Origin of the sequence: Cognatundibacterium curvum (assembly GCF_014284235.1) — a bacterium.
GTDB lineage: Bacteria > Pseudomonadota > Gammaproteobacteria > Burkholderiales > Burkholderiaceae_D > Undibacterium > Undibacterium curvum.
The window spans coordinates 152,425-174,118 of record NZ_JACOGD010000007.1; the positions used below are offsets into that span (position 1 = coordinate 152,425).

Annotated in this window: 15 protein-coding genes; 8 read left to right on the plus strand and 7 right to left on the minus strand. The window is 50.7% G+C overall.

Annotation, left to right across the window (positions count from 1 at the left end):
• The first annotated feature begins 1 nt into the window (after position 1).
• The 5 genes from H8K43_RS14185 to H8K43_RS14205 all read left to right on the plus strand — a co-directional run bounded on the left by H8K43_RS14185 (position 2) and on the right by H8K43_RS14205 (position 5,932).
• Positions 2–496, plus strand: coding sequence for a dihydrofolate reductase (locus H8K43_RS14185; RefSeq protein WP_186904443.1), 495 nt, complete (start codon positions 2–4; stop codon positions 494–496).
• Between the two features lie 73 nt (positions 497–569).
• Positions 570–1,142: a DUF4337 domain-containing protein gene (locus tag H8K43_RS14190; RefSeq protein WP_186904444.1), complete on the plus strand. Its 573-nt coding sequence runs from the start codon at positions 570–572 to the stop codon at positions 1,140–1,142.
• A gap of 10 nt (positions 1,143–1,152) precedes the next feature.
• The gene (locus H8K43_RS14195) at positions 1,153–1,944 is read left to right on the plus strand and encodes a MipA/OmpV family protein (RefSeq protein WP_186904445.1); all 792 of its coding nucleotides are present in this window, start codon (positions 1,153–1,155) and stop codon (positions 1,942–1,944) included.
• A 273-nt stretch (positions 1,945–2,217) separates the two neighbouring features.
• Complete coding sequence (locus tag H8K43_RS14200) at positions 2,218–4,488, plus strand: arginine/lysine/ornithine decarboxylase (protein ID WP_186904446.1); 2,271 nt, start codon at positions 2,218–2,220, stop codon at positions 4,486–4,488.
• Between the two features lie 457 nt (positions 4,489–4,945).
• Positions 4,946–5,932, plus strand: a complete 987-nt coding sequence (locus H8K43_RS14205) for a flagellar brake protein (RefSeq protein WP_186904447.1) — start codon at positions 4,946–4,948, stop codon at positions 5,930–5,932.
• An 82-nt stretch (positions 5,933–6,014) separates the two neighbouring features.
• Here H8K43_RS14205 and dcd read toward each other — a convergent pair whose 3' ends face one another.
• From dcd to H8K43_RS14225, 4 genes are all read right to left on the minus strand, one after another.
• Positions 6,015–6,581 carry a dCTP deaminase gene (gene dcd, locus H8K43_RS14210; protein ID WP_186904448.1) on the minus strand — a complete coding sequence of 189 codons (567 nt, stop codon included), beginning with the start codon at positions 6,579–6,581 and terminating at the stop codon, positions 6,015–6,017.
• Between the two features lie 99 nt (positions 6,582–6,680).
• Positions 6,681–7,709, minus strand: a complete 1,029-nt coding sequence (locus H8K43_RS14215; protein ID WP_186904449.1) for an XdhC family protein — start codon at positions 7,707–7,709, stop codon at positions 6,681–6,683.
• Positions 7,710–7,749: 40 nt separating this feature from the next.
• On the minus strand, positions 7,750–7,962 hold the full coding sequence (locus H8K43_RS14220) for a DUF1653 domain-containing protein (protein WP_186904450.1): 213 nt from the start codon (positions 7,960–7,962) through the stop codon (positions 7,750–7,752).
• A complete protein-coding gene (locus tag H8K43_RS14225; protein WP_186904451.1) occupies positions 7,955–8,593 on the minus strand; it encodes a 3'-5' exonuclease in 639 nt (212 codons plus the stop codon). The genes H8K43_RS14220 and H8K43_RS14225 overlap by 8 nt, the downstream gene beginning before the upstream one ends.
• Before the next feature lie 469 nt (positions 8,594–9,062).
• On the opposite strand from H8K43_RS14225, the gene H8K43_RS14230 reads away from it, so the two are divergent.
• The 3 genes from H8K43_RS14230 to H8K43_RS14240 all read left to right on the plus strand — a co-directional run bounded on the left by H8K43_RS14230 (position 9,063) and on the right by H8K43_RS14240 (position 13,255).
• Complete coding sequence (locus H8K43_RS14230) at positions 9,063–10,379, plus strand: MFS transporter (RefSeq protein WP_186904452.1); 1,317 nt, start codon at positions 9,063–9,065, stop codon at positions 10,377–10,379.
• A 208-nt stretch (positions 10,380–10,587) separates the two neighbouring features.
• Entirely contained in the window at positions 10,588–12,846 is a 2,259-nt protein-coding gene (locus H8K43_RS14235) for an OPT family oligopeptide transporter (protein ID WP_186904453.1), read from the plus strand.
• A 142-nt stretch (positions 12,847–12,988) separates the two neighbouring features.
• Positions 12,989–13,255: a hypothetical protein gene (locus H8K43_RS14240; RefSeq protein WP_162021045.1), complete on the plus strand. Its 267-nt coding sequence runs from the start codon at positions 12,989–12,991 to the stop codon at positions 13,253–13,255.
• Positions 13,256–13,427: 172 nt separating this feature from the next.
• On the opposite strand, the gene H8K43_RS14245 is transcribed toward H8K43_RS14240, so the two are convergent.
• The 3 genes from H8K43_RS14245 to flgL form a co-directional block, all read right to left on the minus strand.
• Positions 13,428–14,168, minus strand: a complete 741-nt coding sequence (locus tag H8K43_RS14245) for an SCO family protein (protein ID WP_186904454.1) — start codon at positions 14,166–14,168, stop codon at positions 13,428–13,430.
• Between the two features lie 68 nt (positions 14,169–14,236).
• Entirely contained in the window at positions 14,237–19,828 is a 5,592-nt protein-coding gene (locus H8K43_RS14250; protein WP_186904455.1) for a PA14 domain-containing protein, read from the minus strand.
• A gap of 651 nt (positions 19,829–20,479) precedes the next feature.
• Complete coding sequence (gene flgL, locus H8K43_RS14255) at positions 20,480–21,694, minus strand: flagellar hook-associated protein FlgL (protein ID WP_186904456.1); 1,215 nt, start codon at positions 21,692–21,694, stop codon at positions 20,480–20,482.

Consider the following 21,694-nt stretch of genomic DNA (forward strand, 5'->3'; position numbering starts at 1 on the left):
CATGTCATCTTTGACTGTTATCGTTGCAACCGATCAGCAATCGGGTATAGGCATCAACAATACCTTGCCCTGGCATTTGCCTGAAGATCTGGCACACTTCAAGAAAACCACCAGTGGTCACCCGATTATCATGGGCCGCAAGACCTTCGAATCAATAGGCCGTCCACTGCCGAACCGACGTAACATCGTCATTTCCGGCAATCCTGAATGGCAGCATGCCGGAGTGGAAGTCTTCGCATCACTGGGACGCGCGCGCGATGCCATAGGCGCAGCGCAGGCTTTCGTGATAGGCGGCTCGCAGATTTATCAGCAAGTGCTGGAGCTCGGGCTGGCTGACAAACTGATCGTTACAGAAATACAATCCAGTTTTCAGTGCGACGCTTTTTTTCCCGTCATAGACAAGCAAACATGGAAAGAAACTGCGCGCGAAAACCACTACTCAGAAACCCAGCAATTGCATTATGCTTTTGTTACTTACGAAAAAAATCAGGCTTGATGCATGGTGAGACCGGCAATATGATCAGCCGCAGCGCACAGAAGCACTAGCCCATATTAAAAAAGGAACGAATATGTCCGGACACGGTTTTCATGTACATGGTCCACATGACCATGAAATTGAACACGTCGCCCAGCATGGCAGCGACGATTTTGCCAGCCGCATCGCAGTGATGACTGCTATTATGGCAACAGTAGGCGCACTGTTTGGCTATGAAGGCGGAGCTACCCAGAATGATGCGGCTATGTTTAAAAACAACGCTGCCATCAAAAAGACTGAGGCTTCCAATCAATGGAATTTTTATCAGTCAAAAAGCAACAAACAAAACCTCGCCGAGCTTGCACTTGTGATCCCTGGCGCCGATACTGAGAAGTACAAAGCAGAAGTCGCACGCTACAAAGCGGAAAAAGAAGAGATTAAAAAGAAAGCCGAGGAATTGGAAGCCGAATCCCATAAGTGGGAAGATGCGTCTGAAAATGCGCTGCACCAGCACCATCGCTGGGCACAAGCCATGACAGCAGTACAGATTGCAATCTCACTGGCAGCGATTACTTTGTTGACCAGGAAAAAATGGCTGCAATTTACTTCTTATGGTGCGGCTGGCATTGGTGTGGTACTGGCAGGCTTAGCCTGGATGCATATTTAAAGAGAACATAATGAAAAAATTACTATGTGCATTGCTACTCGCAGCAGCACTGCCCGCAGTACAGGCACAAACTTCGGAGTTCGTGCAAACCATCCCCGAGTTCTATCTGCCTAAAGATATCAACTACTCGCTGGGAACAGTAGCCTTATCGGTTCCTAAATACCATGGTTCGGATGAGCGTCGTTACGCGCTTTACCCTATGTTTGATGTGCAGTGGAAAAGCGGCGCTTTCTTCAGCTCTGTGAATGGTCTGGGCTATAACTTCTCCAAGAATGCAGCAATGCAGTATGGCTTGCGCATGTCGCTGGAAGCGGCGCGTGATGAATCGCGCTCATCCAAGCTGCGTGGCCTGGGTGATGTGAATACCGCCATTGAGCCTGGTGCGTTTTTTAATTTCTCACTGAGCGAACAATACACCCTGCTGTCTTCTGTGCGTTATGGCTCGGGTGTGGACCATAATGGTGTACAAGTCAGCTTAGGTGGCCGCATTTCGACTGCGATCAACCCTCAGCACAGACTCAGTGCCTCGTTGCGCGCCAACTGGGCTAATAACAGCTATATGCAGTCCTACTATGGCGTGACGCCACAACAGTCGCAGGCCAGCGGTTACGCAACTTTCACACCAAATGCAGGTGTGTCCGATATCAAACTTGGTGCCAGCTGGCACTGGACTATCGATACTAACTGGTCACTGACTACCGGTACCTCCTACAGCCGTTTGTCTGGCGATGCGGCTAAGAGCCCGTTTGTTATAGACAAAAATGCAGTCTCGGTATTTTCTGCGGCGAGCTATCGCTTCTGATCGTCACTCAGGCTACAGGCAAGTTCAAAAATGGGTATCTGAGCATACCCATTTTTCATTTCCGCCACCAAAATTAAGCTACCCAGTGCACAGAGCGTCTCTGGATTTCATGACAGACTCATGAAATTGGTACAGAGCGCAGAAAATGCAACTATTTTTTACATGAGCGGCCTCATATCTGAGAGAATTCGCTTCTTTGAATTTTTCGGCGCGCAAGCGGTTACCAAACTTGCCCAGGCGTCTCCCTTGTAACAAGCTTTTTTGGAGACCTCCATGAAATTCCGCTTCCCCATCGTCATCATCGACGAAGATTTCCGTTCTGAAAACACCTCCGGTCTCGGCATCCGCGCTTTAGCGGAGGCAATCGAGTCTGAAGGCATGGAAGTCCTGGGCGTTACCAGCTATGGTGACTTATCTCAATTCGCACAACAGCAATCGCGTGCCTCGGCGTTCATCCTCTCTATCGATGATGAAGAATTCGGCGATGGCACTGATGAAGAAACCGATCACGCACTGAAGTCCCTGCGTGCCTTCGTCGAAGAGATACGCTACAAAAACGCGGACATCCCGATTTACCTGTACGGTGAAACCCGTACCTCACGTCATATCCCTAACGATATTCTGCGCGAACTGCATGGCTTCATTCATATGTTTGAAGATACGCCGGAGTTTGTGGCACGCCATATCATCCGTGAAGCCAAGTCTTATTTGGACAGCCTGGCGCCGCCGTTTTTCCGCGCGCTGGTGCATTATGCCAATGACGGCTCTTACTCCTGGCACTGCCCTGGTCACTCGGGTGGCGTAGCGTTCCTGAAGTCGCCCATCGGTCAGATGTTCCACCAGTTTTTTGGTGAAAACATGCTGCGCGCCGACGTTTGTAATGCGGTAGAAGAACTCGGTCAGTTGCTCGACCATACCGGTCCGGTTGCGGCATCTGAGCGCAATGCAGCACGTATTTTCAATGCAGATCACTGCTACTTCGTGACCAACGGCACCTCTACCTCGAATAAGATGGTATGGCACTCTACCGTTGCGCCTGGCGATATCGTCGTGGTTGACCGTAACTGCCACAAATCGATTCTGCATTCCATCATCATGTGTGGTGCGATCCCGGTTTTCCTGATGCCTACGCGAAATCACCTGGGCATCATCGGTCCTATCCCGCTGGAAGAATTCAGCATGGAGAGCATACAAAAGAAAATCGAGGCGAATCCGTTTGCACGTGAAGCCAAGAACAAAAAACCACGCATCCTGACCATTACCCAATCGACCTACGACGGCGTGCTGTACAACGTTGAAGTGTTGAAGGATTTGCTGGATGGCGAAATTGACACCCTGCATTTCGATGAGGCCTGGCTGCCACATGCGACTTTCCATGACTTTTACAAAGACATGCATGCGATAGGCAAAGATCGCCCACGCGCTAAAGAGTCGATGATTTTCTCTACGCAATCCACCCATAAACTGTTGGCCGGTATTTCTCAGGCTTCGCAGATTTTGGTGCGTGAATCGGAATCACGCAAACTGGATAAAGACAGCTTCAATGAAGCTTACCTGATGCATACCTCGACCTCGCCGCAGTATTCGATTATCGCTTCCTGCGATATCGCGGCTGCGATGATGGAAGCGCCAGGCGGTACCGCACTGGTCGAGGAATCCATCCTGGAAGCGCTGGACTTCCGCCGCGCCATGCGCAAGGTTGACCAGGAATGGGGTAAAGACTGGTGGTTCCAAGTCTGGGGACCAGAAGAATTTGCCGATGACGGCATAGGCTCACGCGAAGACTGGATCATCCGTGCCGAAGACAACTGGCATGGTTTCGGCAAGCTGGCGAGTGGCTTCAATATGCTCGACCCGATCAAAGCTACTATCGTTACGCCTGGCCTGTCGCTGGAAGGTAAATTCGGTGAAACCGGTATCCCGGCTTCTATCGTGACCAAATACCTGGCTGAACACGGCGTTATCGTTGAAAAATGCGGCCTGTACTCCTTCTTCATCATGTTCACCATCGGCATTACCAAAGGCCGTTGGAATACCTTGCTGACCGCCTTACAGCAATTCAAGGACGATTACGACAAGAACCAGCCTATGTGGCGCATACTGCCGGAATTTGCAGCAGCAAATCCACGCTATGAAGGCATAGGCTTGAAGGATCTGTGCCAGGGCATACATGAAGCGTACAAAGCGCATGATGTGGCGCGCCTGACCACAGAAATGTATTTGTCTGATATGCAGCCAGCGATGAAGCCATCGGACGCATTTGCCATGATGGCCCACCGTGAAATTGAGCGCGTGTCTATCGATGAGCTGGAAGGCCGTGTCACAGCCATTCTGCTCACGCCTTATCCACCTGGCATTCCGCTGTTGATTCCTGGCGAACGCTTCAACCGTACGATCGTTGACTATCTGCGCTTTGTACGTGACTTCAATGAAAAATTCCCTGGCTTCGAAACCGATTGCCATGGCTTGGTGAAAGCTGAAGTCGATGGTAAACGTGGCTATTATGTCGATTGCGTCAAGTCGGACGCAGCGATCAGTAAATAAACACAGCTGCAGTTAGGGCCTGTTAACATTTAAATTACGTGTGCGAAAGGGGTAAAACAGTTGCAGGGCTAGGCGCAGCCCGCGCAGCAGTGTAATCACTGTCAGCGGGATGCAACAACGCCATGCGGCTGTTTTACCCCTTTCCCTCCGGGTTCAAGCCAGAACGCGCGCTGGACTGCGTTGCGTGTCTTGTCAGGGGCACCAGCCCTGACTGCGACACACGCCTTGCCAGCCCACGTTTTGGCTTGAACGCATCTCGCAATTTAAAGGTTAACAGGCCCTAGTCCTGTTGCAAAAGCACCTGCAGTCTGACAAGGACTACAGGTGCTTTTTGCATTTTCGGTGTGTTTTCAGTGCACCTTCAAGTTAAATAAATTATCATTGCACAATTATCTGCGAGTCTAATGCGTCGTTTTCTTTGAAAGTTTTTGCTTAACTAATCGAGTGGAACCATTACATGGGTGATGTACAAGGCCTGATGTCGCTGAAACATGCGGAAATTACTGTGGGTCAGACCCTGGCCTGGCCTGTTTACAATCAGGATGGCGACATGTTGTCTGAAGCAGGCTTACACATAGACAGCCAGCAGCAGCTTGATCACTTACTGGAAGTGGGCTACTGCAGTGCAGACTTTCTTTGGGATAGCATTCCAGCCAAATTGAGCGATCCGCTTACACCTGCCACGGCTACCGTGAGCGCTGCAGCAAGTACTTTGTCTGCTACTGCTGAGCCAGCACTGGCAACTCCTCCTCCGAATCTGCCAGGCAATCCGCCTAAACAAGAAGAGCTGAACAAAGAAAGCGTGATAGAGCTCGACAGTGTACGCTGGCACGTCGGAGAGGTTTTTTTCCTGCAAACTCAGGACAATGTCGGCACACGCTACACAGTCAGGCTGATAGGTTACGCCAAAAACAAATCATTGATGCTGACCGCACCCATGATGGATGGCAGAGCAGCCCTGATACGCGAAGGCCAGGGCTTTATCGTGCGTGCTTTTCCCGGCAAAAAGGCCTATGCATTCACCAGCTCGCTGATCAAATATGTGTACTCGCCCTTCCCTTACCTGCATCTGGCTTACCCAAGAGAAGTTCGCGCCACCACGATACGACAAGCGGCACGCGCGACCGTAAAAATCATTGCCTCTGTGACGGTAGGCAATCCTGAGCAAACGGCTGCTGCAACCCTGGGCGACCTGAGTATGGGCGGCACATCCGGCATCATCAAACGTCAGCTGGGACGCAAAGGCGATACTGGCACCGTGAAATTTCGCGTCAACGCAGCGGGTAGCGATGAGTATCTGTCGCTCAATGTCATCCTGCGCTCAGTGGCACCGACCGAGAACGGTTTGGAATTCCGCCACGGCTTCGAGTTCGTTGACCTGAGCCCACAGGCACGCCTGATACTGTCAGCGTTTGTCCATCAGACGCTGGCTGAAATGGATTGATCCAGAGACGACACAAACATTGGCAGCAAAAAAAATCCCGGTCTGTGCAAGCCGGGATTTTTTATTGAACGCAGAATGAAAATCAGGTCTTAGGCAAAGTCACACCATGCTGGCCCTGATATTTGCCACCGCGATCTTTATAGGAAGTCTCGCACACTTCATCGCTTTCAAAGAACAGCACCTGCGCACAGCCCTCACCCGCGTAAATCTTCGCTGGTAAAGGTGTGGTATTCGAAAACTCCAGCGTCACATAACCTTCCCATTCCGGCTCAAACGGCGTCACATTGACGATAATGCCGCAACGCGCATAGGTGGATTTACCCAGGCAGATCGTCAATACACTGCGCGGTATACGGAAATACTCCATAGTGCGTGCCAGCGCAAACGAATTCGGCGGGATGATACAGACATCACCTTTGAAATCGACAAAAGATTTTTCATCGAAGTTTTTAGGATCAACGATAGTGCTGTTGATATTGGTGAAAATTTTAAATTCATCAGCACAACGGATATCGTAACCATAGGAGGACGTGCCATAACTGACAATACGCTGACCGTCACGCGCGCGCACCTGGCCCGGCTCAAACGGCTCTATCATGCCGTGCTCCTCAGCCATACGACGTATCCACTTATCTGATTTAATACTCATGTGCTTCCCCTGCAGAATTATTTGTCTAGCCGCGATTTTACGCGAAAATACGTTTAAATTTCTGTTTCCCGCTTGGTGTAAGCATTGAATAGTCTTATTTCATGCGCTTTTCAGCGCACATGCGGCGCCTGACATGCTGATCTGCGCACTTTCCTTGGCAAGCGCAACACCTGCACTGTCAGGCAACTCCACACCATTTTTGATCGCCGTCATCTGCGCCAGAATAGAAATCGCAATTTCAGGTGGCGTTTTGCTGCCTATGTAGAGTCCGACTGGCCCATGCAAACGCGCCAGTTGCTGCTCACTCAAATCAAATTCTTTCAAACGTTCACGTCGACGCTGGTTGTTGATGCGTGAACCAATAGCACCCACATAAAATGCCGGCGACTTCAGTGCCTCCATCAACGCCAGGTCATCAAGTTTAGGGTCATGACTCAAGGCCAGCACTGCGCTACGTGCATCCAGCTGCATCTCAATCACCAGATCGTCAGGCATGGCATGCAGCACCGGGACTTCGGGTAAATTCCAGTCACTGCGGTATTCTTCACGCGGATCACAAACCGTAACCTGATAATCGAGCCCGGTCGCAATACTGGCCAGGAAACGCGATAAAGGCCCGGCACCGATGATCAGTAAGCGCCAACGTGGACCATGAATGGTGTCCAACATATCGCCGTGCAAAGTCAGTTGCGCAGACGGCTGCGCTGCACTTAAATGCACAGCACCCGTTTGCAGATTGAGGCTGCGTCTGGTCAGTTGACCAGCAGCCAGTGCACTCAGTAATTCAGCAATCTGACTAAGCGGCGCTATTGGTTCCAGCGCCAGCTGTATGGTGCCACCACAGGGCAAGCCAAAGCGGTGCGCCTCTTCCGCGCTGACACCATAGGTCACCAACTCTGGCACTGTCTGTGTAATACCCAACTGCTGCACCCGCGCAATCAAATCGTCTTCTATGCAGCCGCCGGATACCGAACCCGCCACCTGGCCAAGCGCATTCAGAACCAGCATGGAACCGACCGGGCGTGGACTGGAACCCCAGGTCGTGACCACGGTCACCAGCAGGCAGGACAGCCCCTGCTGCTGCCAGCGTGCACAGGTTTTTAATACATCCAGATCCATGCTATCCATTCTTTTCCCTTTACCCGAATTACTTTGCAGACCAGCTATGTCAGGCAGCATCCGATGTGATGGCCGTAAAACGCTGCACCAGCTTGCCCTCAACCTCGACCATCTCAAAAAATACTGATTTCGGCCGGGTCCAGATACTGCCGTTGGCAGAACGGTAGACGATAACCGGTATCAGATCAGCTTCCTGTGTCGCTTCACAGACGATTTCATAGATACCGCCTTTAAAATGGCGATAGCGTTGTGGCTCAGACATGGGCATTCCTTTGTGTTTCAAAATATTGTTTTAAAAATCCGGGCAATTTGGCGGCAGTCAGCTGATTGAGGCGAACACACAGTTGCGGGTCTATCGCGTCGACCTGGTGGCGTTCACATAATTCACTGGCGATTCTCAGCATCAGTTGTGCAGAAACTTCGGCATCCGCCTCCGCCCTGTGCGCCGCACCTTGAAACCGGATATCAAGGGACGTCGCCAGCTTACCCAGTGAATAGCTGGGCAAACCAGGAAACACGCGGCGCGCCAGTTTGACCGAGCAAATCAGACCATCATGTGCCGGACGCATACCCAGCCGGTCACTTTCCACTTTCAGAAACTGCTCATCGAAACTGGCGTTATGCGCTGCCAGACTGTCATTGCCGATGAAATCGAGCAAAGCTGGCATGACCTCAGACACAGGGGGCGCACGGTCGACCATGCGCTGCGTAATCCCGGTCAGCTCGGTAATAAAGCCGGGTATGCGCACACCACAATTGATCAGGGAAACATAGCGATCTGTAATCGCCCCGCCCTCTATACGTAAGGCGGCGACTTCGGTGACACGCCCGCCCTGTAGCGGACTCATGCCTGAGGTTTCGAAGTCGATCATGACAATAGCTTGTGCGAACATAAATTTACTTTTTTCCGGTCTGTGGAACTTCTGACGAATTTGCGACTCATACATCGCTGAACGTATTTGATCAGCGGCTCGCCTCCCGCAAAATACGCTCCGGCATGATGTGAATTTGCAGCATGACGACAGCTAAGTCATGTTACAGGTGGTGTAAGCTGCAAAGTTAAGTTTACTCCCATCCGCCAGTCAGCCAGTATTGTAAACGCGGATTATCTTTACCGCCGTGTTAACACTGATTACAGCGCGCATCTGCTCCATCTGCACCGATCACGCGGTACAGAATTTTTACCACTATATTCGCCTTAACACCGGGCTTTACTCTTCGCCATCTTCTGTACATCTACACTGAAGATGGCAGTGACCGCTACACTCTCACAGCAGCTGTTTCACACAGTGCGATGCTTGAATCAGTAGCGCAAAAGTCCCAACTGAATGATGTGATCTGCGGATCATGTCACTGCAAATCATGATGAATTATTTTTTCAAACTATGTGGCCTGCCCAATAACGACCTGCTACGCGACAGGATTTATCGTCGCCTCTGGACCTCTATCCTGATCAGCTCCTTCGGCGCACAAATTACGATCCTGGCATTACCGCTGACCGCAGCCGTGATGCTCAACGCCACTGCAAGCCAGATGGGTATTCTGACATTTATGGAGACCCTGCCCTTTGTACTGCTCTCGCTGCCGGCCGGAGTCTGGCTGGACCGCGTCCGGAAATTACCGGTTTATATCGCTGGTGAAACCATGATTGCACTGGCGGTGATCAGTGTCCCCGTTGCCTGGTATTTTGATGTGATCAATATGACCTGGTTGTATGTGGTCGGTTTTATGATAGGTGCCATTAACACCACGGCAGGCACCGCTGCGCAAATCGTACTGACCCAAATTGTGCCGCGCGAGCGCCTGGTCGAAGCCCATGCCAAAAATGCGCTGGCCACCTCCGGCGCAGAAGTATCTGGTCCTGCCGCAGCCGGGGTATTGATTAAATTATTGAGTGCCCCACTGGCACTGATGGCTGACGCTATCCTGTTACTGACCTCAGCCCTGATACTGCGCGGCATACACATAGAAGAACATCGTCCTGAAAAAGCAGACAGTCATTTCTGGCGCGACTTAAAAGAAGGTGTGCGCTTCGTGATAAATAAGCCCTTGCTGGTCGGACTGGCCTGTACCGTCGGTATGTGGCAGCTCTGCTATAACGCTGCCCTGGTCGTGCAGATTCTGTTTGCGACACGCCTGCTCGGCTTATCCGAACAGGCGGTGGGACTCAGTTATATGACGATAGGCGTTGGCAGCATCGCCGCAAGCATCTACGGGCACCGGATCAGCCGCAAACTGGGGCCGGGTCCTTGCATGGTGCTAGGTGTTGCCGTGTGCGGACTAGGCTGGGGTGGACTGGCCCTGGCCCCGGCCGGATGGATAGGTATCGCAGCATTCGGCGCCATGTTGATGGCGTTTGCGGTCGGTGGCGTGCTGATCTTTATTAACTTCCTGGCCCTACGCCAGGCAGTAACACCAGAGCCCATGCTGGGCCGCATGACCAGCACCATGCGCTGGCTGATACTGATACCGGCCGGACCTGGCGCCCTGATCGGTGGCTGGCTGGGCGAGCATCTGGGATTGCGCGTGGCACTGGGTTTTGCCGGCTTTGTGGCACTGGCCGTAGCGTTGATTGCATGGCGCCATCCACTGATACGCGGGATCACGCATTTGCCCACACTGTCAGCGCATAGTGACAACCCAGAGTTGGCAACAGACGCCGAAGGAAAGAACAAGTAAGGCAGTAAAACCTGCAGATGTGGGACATCACAACGATGACTTCAAACAAAATTGTTTTGATAGTAAATCTTCATTGCTGAGGCGGTAAAAAAACGGTGATAATGCGCACATCATTTTTTGCCATCACCGGAGACAGGATGCAAAAAATCAGGCGGGCCTGTGGCATCAAGATCAAGGCCCGGTTTTCCACATAATAAAAGGTAATAACATGCCAAAAGAAACCTCAGCTTCTGCGTTCAGGCCTTATATTCCGGCCAGTGCGAATTTGCCTGAAATGACACCCCGCGCCCTGATCATGGGCGTCATCCTGGGTATGATTTTCGGTGCATCTTCCTTGTATCTGGTGCTGAAAGTAGGTCTGACCGTCAGCGCCTCTATTCCTGTTGCGGTCATCGCTATCACACTGTTCCGTCTGACGAATAAACTCGGCGGAAAAGATTCAACCATACTGGAAAACAGTATCACGCAGACCGCTGGCTCAGCCGGTGAATCGCTGGCATTCGGACTTGGTGTCACCATGCCCGCGATTCTGATTCTGGGCTTTGATCTGGAAATCTCCCGTGTGATGCTGGTAGGCTGTCTGGGCGGCCTGCTCGGTATTTTGCTGATGATCCCAATGCGCCGCACCATGATCGTGGAAAAGCACGGCGAACTCAAATATCCGGAGGGCACAGCCTGTGCCGAAGTATTGAAAGCAGCAGCCACAGATACTTCACGCGAAGCTGCTGGCGAAGGCAGCAACCCGAATGCACAGGCCGATGCCAATCGCCGCGCTGCGATCATCTTTGGTGGATTTGGTTTAGGTCTGTTCTACAAGATTGCCAACGTAGCATTCAAGGGCTGGAAGGATACGCCGGAAACGGTTTTCGGCGCACCACTCAAAGGCGGCTCCATCGGTGCTGAAGTCTCACCGGAATTGCTGGGTGTAGGCTATATCATCGGCCCGCGTATCGCTTCTGTCATGGCAGCTGGCGGCGTGATGTCTTATCTGTTGCTGATACCGATGATTAAATTCTTCGGCGATGCGCTCAGCGTGCCACTGACACCGGGCACCAAACTGATCAGCGAAATGAGTGCGCATGATGTGCGCAGTGCCTACATTCTGTACATAGGCGCCGGTGCTGTTGCTGCGGGTGGCCTGGTCAGCCTGGCACGTGCGATGCCTACCATCTGGCGCAGTTTGTCTGCCGGCCTGGCTGGCATGCGCAGTGGCTCAGCAAATGCTGCCAGCGTCTTGCGCACCGATCAGGATATACCTTTGAAATGGGTCATCATCGGGGCCTTAGCGATTATCGCTATCATCACTTTCGCCACGCCTTTGCACATGAATTTCCTGGGCGCGATACTGATACTGGTGTTTGGCTTTTTGTTTGCCACTGTCTCTTCACGCCTCACCGGTGAAATTGGTTCTTCATCGAACCCGATTTCCGGTATGACGGTCGCCACCTTGTTATTTACCTGCCTGATCTTTCTGGTCATGGGCTGGACCGGTGGTCAGTATTATGTGACCGCTTTATCGGTCGGCGCTATCGTCTGTATCGCATCCAGCAATGCAGGCACCACCTCTCAGGATTTAAAAACCGGCTACCTGGTCGGCTCCACGCCTAAGCTGCAGCAGTACGCCATTCTGGCCGGTGCTTTTTCGTCTGCACTGATACTGGGACCGATTTTACTCAAGCTCAATGATGCGGGTACGGTCTACGTGCCTGCAGCCCAAGTGGCACCTGCATTGAAAACCGATGCAGGCAAACTCACTGAAACTGCACAATTACAAGGCCCACAGGCTGAGCAAGATAAAGCAACTTACAAGGTCTGGCACAAGAATGATGCCGTGGGCGGCCCGGCAGGTAAATATCTGGTCAACAATGAAGGTCAGGCCATGTATCTGGTTGACCCGGGCATCAACGGTACCTACAACAAACGCCCTGACGGTTCAGAAGTGAAGAAATACGATGCACCAAAAGCCGTGCTGATGTCCTACATCATTAAAGGCATACTGGATCAGCAATTGCCATGGACGCTGGTACTGTTCGGCGTCATGATTGCTCTGGTACTGGAAATGGCTGGCATTCCATCGCTCGCATTTGCAGTTGGTGTGTATTTGCCGCTGTCGTCTTCTGCGCCCTTGTTCATAGGCGGCATGATACGCTGGCTGGTGGACAGACGTAACAGCAAACTGGATCAGTACAAAGATCTGAATGAAGAAGAAATGCAGGCAGCTGGTGACCGCAGTTCCGGCGTATTGCTGTCATCCGGTTATATTGCTGGTGGCGCGCTGGCTGGTATCGTGATCGCCTTTACCGCCGGCATTCTGACTGATTTCGATAAAACCATCGGTGACTGGGCAACTGCCCATAACCCTTTCTTCAATGGCCCGAATGCCGATGCCTTATCCCTGCTGCCCTATCTGGCCATTGCAGGAATACTGTATTGGGTGGCCAGAGAAAAGAATAGCGCACGCAGCTGAACCGCTGGCTAAGACTAATCCGGTCCTATGAACGTGGCTGGCGAATCCCGTGATTCGTCAGCCATTTTCTTTTCGGTGGCTTATGTTGCCACCCGGCGCAAGCTTTACAATAGCGGCAATTTACAAAAAACAGGAATACAAAATGACACAACACAGTGTGGTGGACTGCCGTAATCAAGCAGTAGGCTTGGGTGACATCGTCAAAGTCATACAACTTAGTCCGGATTTCATCGCGAGCTTCCCGGAAGAGGAACAGATTTTGATTTCTTCGATGATAGGAAATTTTTTCAAAGTCGTTGCATTGGATGAAGATGGCTATCCCTGCGTAATGCGGGAATGGCACGACGAACGTGGCAACCCGCAATCCCATGTGATTGCGCTCGACTCTGAAGACATGGAAAAAGTCTGATCACTGCGATCACTGTGTTCAAATTATCCAAACTTGGCAGCAACACAGCATACACAGCGGTTTGTCATGAAACGCTTTCAACTTCTGCATTCAGAAATACCGGTTAAAGCACTACGCTACAATTGCTGCGTATATCCCAAGCCGCGTAAAGCGATTTTTTAAACCTGAGATGTCAAGCTGGATTTTTTTGCAACAAAGGCCGCATCAGATCGTCTAACACCATCATTTCCTGCAATATGCGGCCGGAGCGTATATTTGACGCATAGTAGCGCTGAAATACGCGCCCATAAACATCCATTAGCACCACTTGATCTATGTGATCTGTTGGTTTGGGCGATTTGACGCTGGCATCAAAAGCACGAAAACGTCTGAGCACCTGATGAACCGCTTCTTCCCTCCCCGTTACCCAAGTCCAACCAGGCTTATCTGCCTGCATTGCCTTGGCATAAGTTTGCATTTGCGGTACCTGATCAAATTCCGGATTCACGGTAATGGAGACTATGTGCAATTTCTTTCTGTAGCTCGCAGGAATTTGCTTATGCATCTGCACCAGATCTGCCGTATCGCCCGGGCATACTGAAGAACAGGCCGTGTACATAAAGTGCAGTAAGACGGTTTCACCGCGCAGACTGTCCGGATGAAATTCCTTGCCTTCACTATCAGTCAATATAAAAGGCTCCATAGCATGCAGAGTAGGATCGCTTGTTGCTGGCGGCTGCAAGCCCATGTCTAAGCTGGCCGAAGGTAATTGTAAGTCTTGCCTTGACTTTGTAAACATCCCTTCTAAACCTGGCGATAACGTAGTCACTTTAAGAATCAGCCCCAGAGCCGTCACTGACGCCAGCGTCAACCCCAACCTTACAGGACGCGGCCACACACTGCGATTTGGCTTGTTTTGTGAAATCCCAGACATATCATCAGACTCCGGAAAAAAGGCAGAGACTGAATGCTCAGTATCTGCCTGGATTTCCCACGCTCAAATTATTGAATCGTGAAATATTGTTGTACTGGCTGGTTATAACTATCCGCTGTGAATAGCCCAAGCGCATACCTGCCCGGTGCCAGACCTGTTGTATTAATTACGGTCTGACCAGTACCGTTGGTAATATATTGCCAATTCGTTGTACCTGTCGCCGCGTAATTTACATTTACAGAAAAAACACCCATCCAGTTCGTCAATCTGACCTGACTGTTCGGAATAGTGTAATTCACTGTTAATGGCGTCCCTGACTTTACCGTAGCGACAGGCAAACTGAGACTCCACACCGCTGCTGACACAGAGTTCTGAGAAGCGGCCGGAACAGTCACACCAATCACGCCAGTATCCAGCGCGCCTGGAACAGTGGCATTCAGGTTCGCGTCGGCAAAAAGATTGGTGGTTGGCAGCATCACCCATGGCGTCGTTGTTCCAGGTTTTTGCAATTGCCACAACAAACTAACGCGCCCATATCCTGCTGTGTTGTAATATTCCAGCCTGATGTCATATACCGTACCTGCGGTAAAACTGACAGGCATCGCTGTCTGGTTGAAGGTGGTGCCGTGATACGTCCAGTTATTGATAACCTGATTTCCATTCACCCACAAACGCACTCCATCATCAGAATAGGTACCCAACAGGTAGTTCCCTGATACCTCGGGACGGAATTTACCACTGTAGCGTACTGAAAACGTATATGCTGGCATACCACCGACACCACCATATGGAAACTCACGGTCGACATTTTCGATACGTGTCACACTGGGGCTTCCGGATAATGCCGTATTCGGAAAATAATCAGCACGTAAGCCAGCCCCAGACAAATTACTCGCACCTGGTGTGTAGTTCGCCGGATAGAGCTGGGTAACCGGGATCGTCGTGAAGGCAGCACTGTCGGGCAGCATCCATTTCAGGATCATGGCATTTGCATTACCTGCATTATATGTTTCCACGACAATCGGATAAAGCTCCCCTTTCGTCAGATAAACACCTGCGGACGTATCAGTCGTCAAAGCACGGTTATTCCAATTCTCCAGTATCACCTGATTTGCCAAAGTGACACGTATCCCATCAGCGGCAACGGTAGAAAAACGATAGCGCCCCGTTGTACTTGCCTGGAGGTAGCCCGTCCAGCGCACTGAGTAATTGTTCACGCCCACACTCAGGCTAGGATAAAGCGTACCCCAACTGAAATTCAATGTGTCGTTACGAACCATCATCGGAACCCCGGCGAAAGCCTGAGTATTGGCAAAGTAAGATCCGGTCAAACCTACACCGGCACCAATGGCAGGATTTGTTGTATCTGTCTGTGGACCAGACAACACGCCCGGGCCTGCAGGATCACTCCAGAGCTGAGTAACAGGGACAGGAACAAAGCTGGTGTCTTCTGGCGTTTTCCAAAACAACTTCGCCATAGTACCGATCTGTCCATTGAAATATTCTATCGTGACCGGATAACTCTGCCCCGCAACCATGGTCACGTTGATGTCGTTATTTTGTGGCCAGTGATATGTCCAGTTATTGATTATCAGGGTCTTTGCATTACCAAAGTACATGCGTATGCCGTCATCTGACCAAGTGCGTAAGGTATAGGTACCAGAGACAGGAGCAATGATACTGCCGGTCCAGCGTACACTGAAATAGTCATGCGGCACACCCGGTGCAGGCGCCACCGCTGTAGATGGATACAGGTCGGTACGCCCCCAGTCGAAATTGACTGCCTCTATCCGGCTATAGCGGATTGGCCCGGTTAAATAATTAGTATCTCCGGTCGAATAATAGTTACCAAGTAAGCCATTGGTCGCTTCAGTACCATCTATCTGGCGAACATAGGCGGCAAGCAAAGGAATATCCGAAGGATTAAACTTTACGTTTTTAGTATGTGCAAGTATCGCTGCCTCAATAGTTGGTGCTGAACCATCATGCAAATACGGTGCGTGCTGCCACACGTCACGTAATGTAGGCGTATCGATACCAGTCAGAAGTCCATTCAAACGCTTACCTGCGGCAGCGTTGAGTGTGCCTATATCATGCAATACCCCTGATGCACTGTCTGTGAAATCACCACCCGAATGACAAGACGCACACGATTGACGGAACAACGTGCGGCCAGCCAGGCCATCTGCAGTGAGCTTACCTTCAGCACCACGCCATGGACTAGGCGCAAATTTCCCCAACGACTGCAAATAGGCCGCCAACGCATCCAGATCAGGACTAAGCCCTGCCTTAGGATCGCCCAAAGGCTGACTGCGTGTACCCATATTAAATAAGGCATCACTCATCAAGCCTGTACCACCGGCAAAATTTCGTATCTGACCTTCAAAATCCTGCCCTTCGTCAAAATTGCCTGACCAGTGCATACGACCATCGCCGTTACCTGCTCTGCCATTCAAAGGTATTGTTTTCCGCAGCCCTTCCCCCAGAGAACTGAAATCCCAGGTCCGGCCATCTGTTCCTGCCTCACTGTGGCAGGTAGCGCAACTCATATATGCTCCTTTTGCCAGACGCGGGTCTTTAGCGTCATGGAACAGCTGCTTGCCTAACAACACCTGCGCTGACAAGGCTTCGTTGACTACGGTTTTCACATTCGCAACAACAGTGATACCGAAAACACCGTTCTTCGTCAATGGTGTCAGGTCAAGTACGCTGACGCTTCTGTCCATATAGTTTTGTACAAACAGCTTATTCCCATCCGGTGAAATTGCGAGTGATTGCGGCGCCAAACCTACTACTACGCGTTGCAATTCCAGGCCAGTATAGGCATTGACCACTGCAACTTCACGACTGCTTTCTAACGCAGCAAACAAATAGGCGCCACTTGGATGATACACGTCGGCGGTAGCCAATCCGCTGAAGGCATGGTCGACCCGTGCGGCAAGATTCTCCTGCAACAGTCCCAAGTCAATTTTGGATGATGTGGCTCTGACCGTCGATGCAAAATCAAGCGCATTGCCATCGCGCAGACCACCGCGCTCCAGATTATCTTTCTTTGAAGGTATCCAGGCTGTTTTGCCATCCGGACTGATTGCGGCCGCGCCCAGATAATTCGGCACACCACGTCCGTCGCCATCCGCATTTGAGCTGTCACTGCGCATCAGCGCTATTGTTTTCAGCACAGACAGATTAGACGCATTCAAAACAACGACTTCGCCACCTCTTTTACTGACATCAACCTTAGCCGTTCCCTCCCCTGGCAGCGCAGGTGTGATAAAGCGCGAAACCAGGATTTGCTTACTGTCGCCAGTCATCGCAATATGACGGGGATTATTACCGATGAATTGATTTGCAATGACCGTCTGGGTTGTTGCATCGTACTTTATGACTTGCCCAGTCGCCTCCAATGCGACATAAAACGCAGCCCCATCCGGCGAAAACAGGATCCCATGCGGTTGCGAAGCATACGGCAAGGTCAAACTGCCACTGACCAGCAATGTCACAGGATTGATCACGCTGATCGTCGCAGCATCTTTATTGGTTACAAAAATGCGGCCATCAGCACTACGGGCCAGCGCGCGTGGATTCGTTCCAACCGGAATTTCTTTAACCAGTTTATTCGTGACCGGATCTATCACACTGACAGAATTATTATCCGGATTCACTGTCCAGACGCGATAAGTCTTATTTACCTGAGGTTCAATGATAGTTGCCATACTCGATACAGCTGCATTCGTGGTTACAGCAGAGGACACAGTCTGGACAAATGTAGTTCTGACTTCGATACCGGCCACGCCCTTCATCGTCAGTGTGACCAGATACACGCCGGGTGCGGCATACACGTGAGTGACAGGCAAGTTTGGCCCCATCATGGTCGGGGCAGTCCCATCTCCGAAATCCCAGCTTACCTGCGCACTGGGATCATTGACAGAGGCCGTGTAGCTGGCTGTGCCTGCTGGCTGAATAATCGGAGCTGAGATGGTACCGGTCAGCTTAGGCAAATAAGGTGTCACCGGCGTAGGTGGCGGCTTGACGTTTGCACCGATACTCACAATCACGGCCTTCGAAGGCACACCGTTTGTATCAACTGTGAAAAGCTGGTAATAACCAGGAGGCGCATTATTCACATCAGGAATCGTGGCACTCAATACACTGCCATCCTGCGTAAAGCTCAGAGGCACACGTCGCTGACCTTGATGGAATCCATGCGTCGCCACCCCCATTCCTAACAATGCCATCTGTTTGACTGGAGCCGTTCCCGCCATATTGAGCTGTAATTGTGCGCCGTTGGCAAAGGAAAAACCGGTAATTCCGCTCATCACGGGACGAGCAGCCCACCGGACTACACCATTTACTCTGGTGAACAGATATGTAGGATAAAAAATTTCTGCATTTGTATTGAACACTGGACCCGGTGTACCGCTGCCTGCAGTGATGACTGTGCCATTCGTCATTAATGTAGCAGTGTTGTGATACAAGCGTGCCCTGACAGAAGGAGCCATCACCTTCCAGCTACGATCATCGGGATTCCATACTTCGGGATTATAGATGGAAGCACCGAAATCGATACCCTGGGCAGTTCCGCCATGCACAAAAACCTTCCCATCTGGCAAGACCGTCGCATTCACCATACGCCGCGCATACTTCATAGGGGGCACTTCCGTTAATACTGGGGCAACATTACTGATATCAATAATGGTTGCCTTATTACTAGCAGCAAACCCGTCATACACCCAATAACCATTTCCGCCCACTTTTAAGATCTTGCCTGGGGCATACATCACCGCTGTACCCGGCGTGCCAACGTTTGGCTTGGTCGTATTATCAGCACCCGTTTTGAATGGCCCCGCAGAAGTAATTCCGCCCTGCCCTTTGTTGGCATTCGGATCGAGATACCACATTTGTTCAGAGGAAACGCCAAAAACCAAACCATTTGGTGCAACCCAGGCGCGCGGATAAGAGCTACGTAAAAAATCCGGCCCAAATGCCAGACGGCTGTTGGCACCCAACAAGCTACGCCAGATACCGGTGCCTGGCACAGCTGGATTAGGCTCATAAATCTCGGGCGTCATTGACGACAAGCCTGCATTGATTGCCCCCGCCGGATCTTGGTATTGCGGCTCGTTTCCCGGCACCATTCCCCCGATTGCCAACTGACGCCCATCCGGTAAGGCAACCATCGTTGAATACCAGCGTTGAAATGCGTAGGATGAGGTCTGTTTGACTCGCTTGTTACTGGCAGGGTCAAAAATGATACTGGCTTTTGCAGTCGCCCCCATGGTTCCTTCGCCTTGCAACAGACGGCCATCAGGCATCAGAGAACCCGTACCACAAAAACTATCAGGGTTAACTGTGTCATCCCAGACAGTATGTGCACTCATATCTGTCCCGATTGAAGGATCCCACAAGTCATACGTCTGGCCAGATAAGGAATCACCACGTGCCCCCCATGCGAGATACTTACCGTTTGGTAATTGCGCAAGGTGGATGGCATTGATTGCCATCGGTAAAACCGGTGAAAACATACCTTGTGTATCCGCATCGGTAGCCGGTACCACACCATCTATCAAGGGATCTTTGGGCTGGGGAATTGTGACCCAATTGCTGGTCGCCGAAGGATTCACGATCTGATACTTGCCAACCGCTGCAAAACGTTCAGCCATATTATCAACTGGCGCATCCGGGCTTTTTCCACTACCGCCACAAGCAGTGATGAATAATAAAACACTGGCACAACTCAACCCAAGCTTTAATCGTGTCCTTCCGGATATAGATATTGTTTCAGGTATCACAGACACTCTGTCGAATGCCGTTTTCTTAATGGATGGCGCATACATATGAAACCCCCGGAGCATGTCAATATTTCCAGCTACAAATTCAATAGCGTCAACATGATTCGCAAAATGCGGCGCTATCGGTATAGAAACATGATCTGACAAAATTCCCGAAACTGCTGTTAACTATTGTTATTTTTTTATTTCATATTGGCAACAATAAAGTATTGGAACATCACAGTCAGGGTTCGGTGATGGGAGTGCAAGGATAACAAGAGTCAAAGGCAGATTGAATATGCGTGGTTTATCCTTGAGTAATGAACATGGATAACATCCGCATTCAGGCAGGACTCTGTGGGGCAAATGAAACAGCGCTACAAACCAAGATCAGTTAAGCCTGTTAGCGTTGCGCTTAGTCGTATCCGCATTAGATACAGAAGTTGATTTGAATAATCTGCACATAGGATTTTGCACTGACTTTGAAAACAAAAAAAGCAGACGATGTCTGCTTTTTTACTCAGCAAGCGTGAGCAATCCGGGTTAGCTGATATAGCTAAATAAAGACAGCGACGACGCTTTCACAAAAGACTGTTGCGCTGCCTGCAGCACCATTTGGTTCTGACTGAATTCCGAGATAGCTTTGACATAATCGATGTCCTGGATCTCAGACAAAGACTGCTTGTAAGACACGCTCTTGGCATCGCCCTCATTGTCGAGACCATCTATCTCTTTCAGACTGCTGCCTACCTGTGCCCGCACGGTCAACACGTTACTCAGTGACTTATCGACATTGTTATTTGCCTGCGTCAAGGCTTGTGTGAGATCACTGCGCGCCGCAGAAGTCGTCGCTGGCGTTTTGAGCGCATTAATCACATCCGTCACGGTTTCAAAAATATCCTGATTACCGGGCTGGATCAGGATTTTATCCCCTGGTGCCGGCGCGGTCGGATTATTTTGTAAGGTCAGATTAATGCCATCAAACGTCACATTCACCGGATTGGTATAAGGTGTTGGCGGAACGATGGTACCACCTGTCGTTTTATCAAATACTGAAAAATTAGCAGCAGTATTATCAAATCTGACTTCGTAATTATGACCAGTGAGATTGCCAGAGGTTAATGGATCCACTGCTGCCGTCGCCCCAGTTTTGCCTACATTAGAAAGATTCGGCACAATATTAAATTGTGCATTCGAGGTACGGATATTTCCAAACACTTCCATACCGGGAGCACTTAAAGGCAGTTGTCGTGCCGAATCAGCCTGCAGATAGCGCTGCCCCTGATCCCCGGCATAACTGGCACCGGTGATAGTCTTGGTAAATGGCGCGGTAGTCGTGGAAAATCCTGAAAACAGGTAATTCCCTGTTCCATCAGTCGCATTCGCAGAGCTGATCATCTGATCCAGATTGCTTTGCAATTGCTGGGCAACGTAAGTACGGTCAGCATCACTCAAGGTGCCATTTCCTGCCTGAACGATCAATGTTTTAATGCTGTGCAGATTATCCGTCACAGTCCCCAACACGCCATCGGTCACACTGAGTAAATTCTTTGCGTTCTGACGATTCACTGCAAACTGATCATTGATTGCATCAGCCTGGGTAATGACCAGTGCCCGTGCGGATCCGATAGGGTCGTCAGCCGGGGTCAGCACTTTTCTGCCTGAGGAAATCTGCTGCTGGAGTTTATTCATATTGGTCTGAAGATCACCAATACGGCTACTGCCAGTATCATAAATGGTGTTGGTACTGATACGCAT

What these genes read in the sequence shown, in the direction of transcription:
- flgL (WP_186904456.1), bottom strand. Translation starts at nt 21,694, where the DNA reads ATGCGTATCAGTACCAACACCATTTATGATACTGGCAGTAGCCGTATT.
- H8K43_RS14220 (WP_186904450.1), bottom strand. Translation starts at nt 7,962, where the DNA reads ATGTCTGAGCCACAACGCTATCGCCATTTTAAAGGCGGTATCTATGAA.
- H8K43_RS14250 (WP_186904455.1), bottom strand. Translation starts at nt 19,828, where the DNA reads ATGGCTGAACGTTTTGCAGCGGTTGGCAAGTATCAGATCGTGAATCCT.
- H8K43_RS14195 (WP_186904445.1), top strand. Translation starts at nt 1,153, where the DNA reads ATGAAAAAATTACTATGTGCATTGCTACTCGCAGCAGCACTGCCCGCA.
- H8K43_RS14200 (WP_186904446.1), top strand. Translation starts at nt 2,218, where the DNA reads ATGAAATTCCGCTTCCCCATCGTCATCATCGACGAAGATTTCCGTTCT.
- H8K43_RS14235 (WP_186904453.1), top strand. Translation starts at nt 10,588, where the DNA reads ATGCCAAAAGAAACCTCAGCTTCTGCGTTCAGGCCTTATATTCCGGCC.
- H8K43_RS14185 (WP_186904443.1), top strand. Translation starts at nt 2, where the DNA reads ATGTCATCTTTGACTGTTATCGTTGCAACCGATCAGCAATCGGGTATA.
- dcd (WP_186904448.1), bottom strand. Translation starts at nt 6,581, where the DNA reads ATGAGTATTAAATCAGATAAGTGGATACGTCGTATGGCTGAGGAGCAC.
- H8K43_RS14240 (WP_162021045.1), top strand. Translation starts at nt 12,989, where the DNA reads ATGACACAACACAGTGTGGTGGACTGCCGTAATCAAGCAGTAGGCTTG.
- H8K43_RS14215 (WP_186904449.1), bottom strand. Translation starts at nt 7,709, where the DNA reads ATGGATAGCATGGATCTGGATGTATTAAAAACCTGTGCACGCTGGCAG.
- H8K43_RS14225 (WP_186904451.1), bottom strand. Translation starts at nt 8,593, where the DNA reads ATGTTCGCACAAGCTATTGTCATGATCGACTTCGAAACCTCAGGCATG.
- H8K43_RS14190 (WP_186904444.1), top strand. Translation starts at nt 570, where the DNA reads ATGTCCGGACACGGTTTTCATGTACATGGTCCACATGACCATGAAATT.
- H8K43_RS14245 (WP_186904454.1), bottom strand. Translation starts at nt 14,168, where the DNA reads ATGTCTGGGATTTCACAAAACAAGCCAAATCGCAGTGTGTGGCCGCGT.
- H8K43_RS14205 (WP_186904447.1), top strand. Translation starts at nt 4,946, where the DNA reads ATGGGTGATGTACAAGGCCTGATGTCGCTGAAACATGCGGAAATTACT.
- H8K43_RS14230 (WP_186904452.1), top strand. Translation starts at nt 9,063, where the DNA reads ATGATGAATTATTTTTTCAAACTATGTGGCCTGCCCAATAACGACCTG.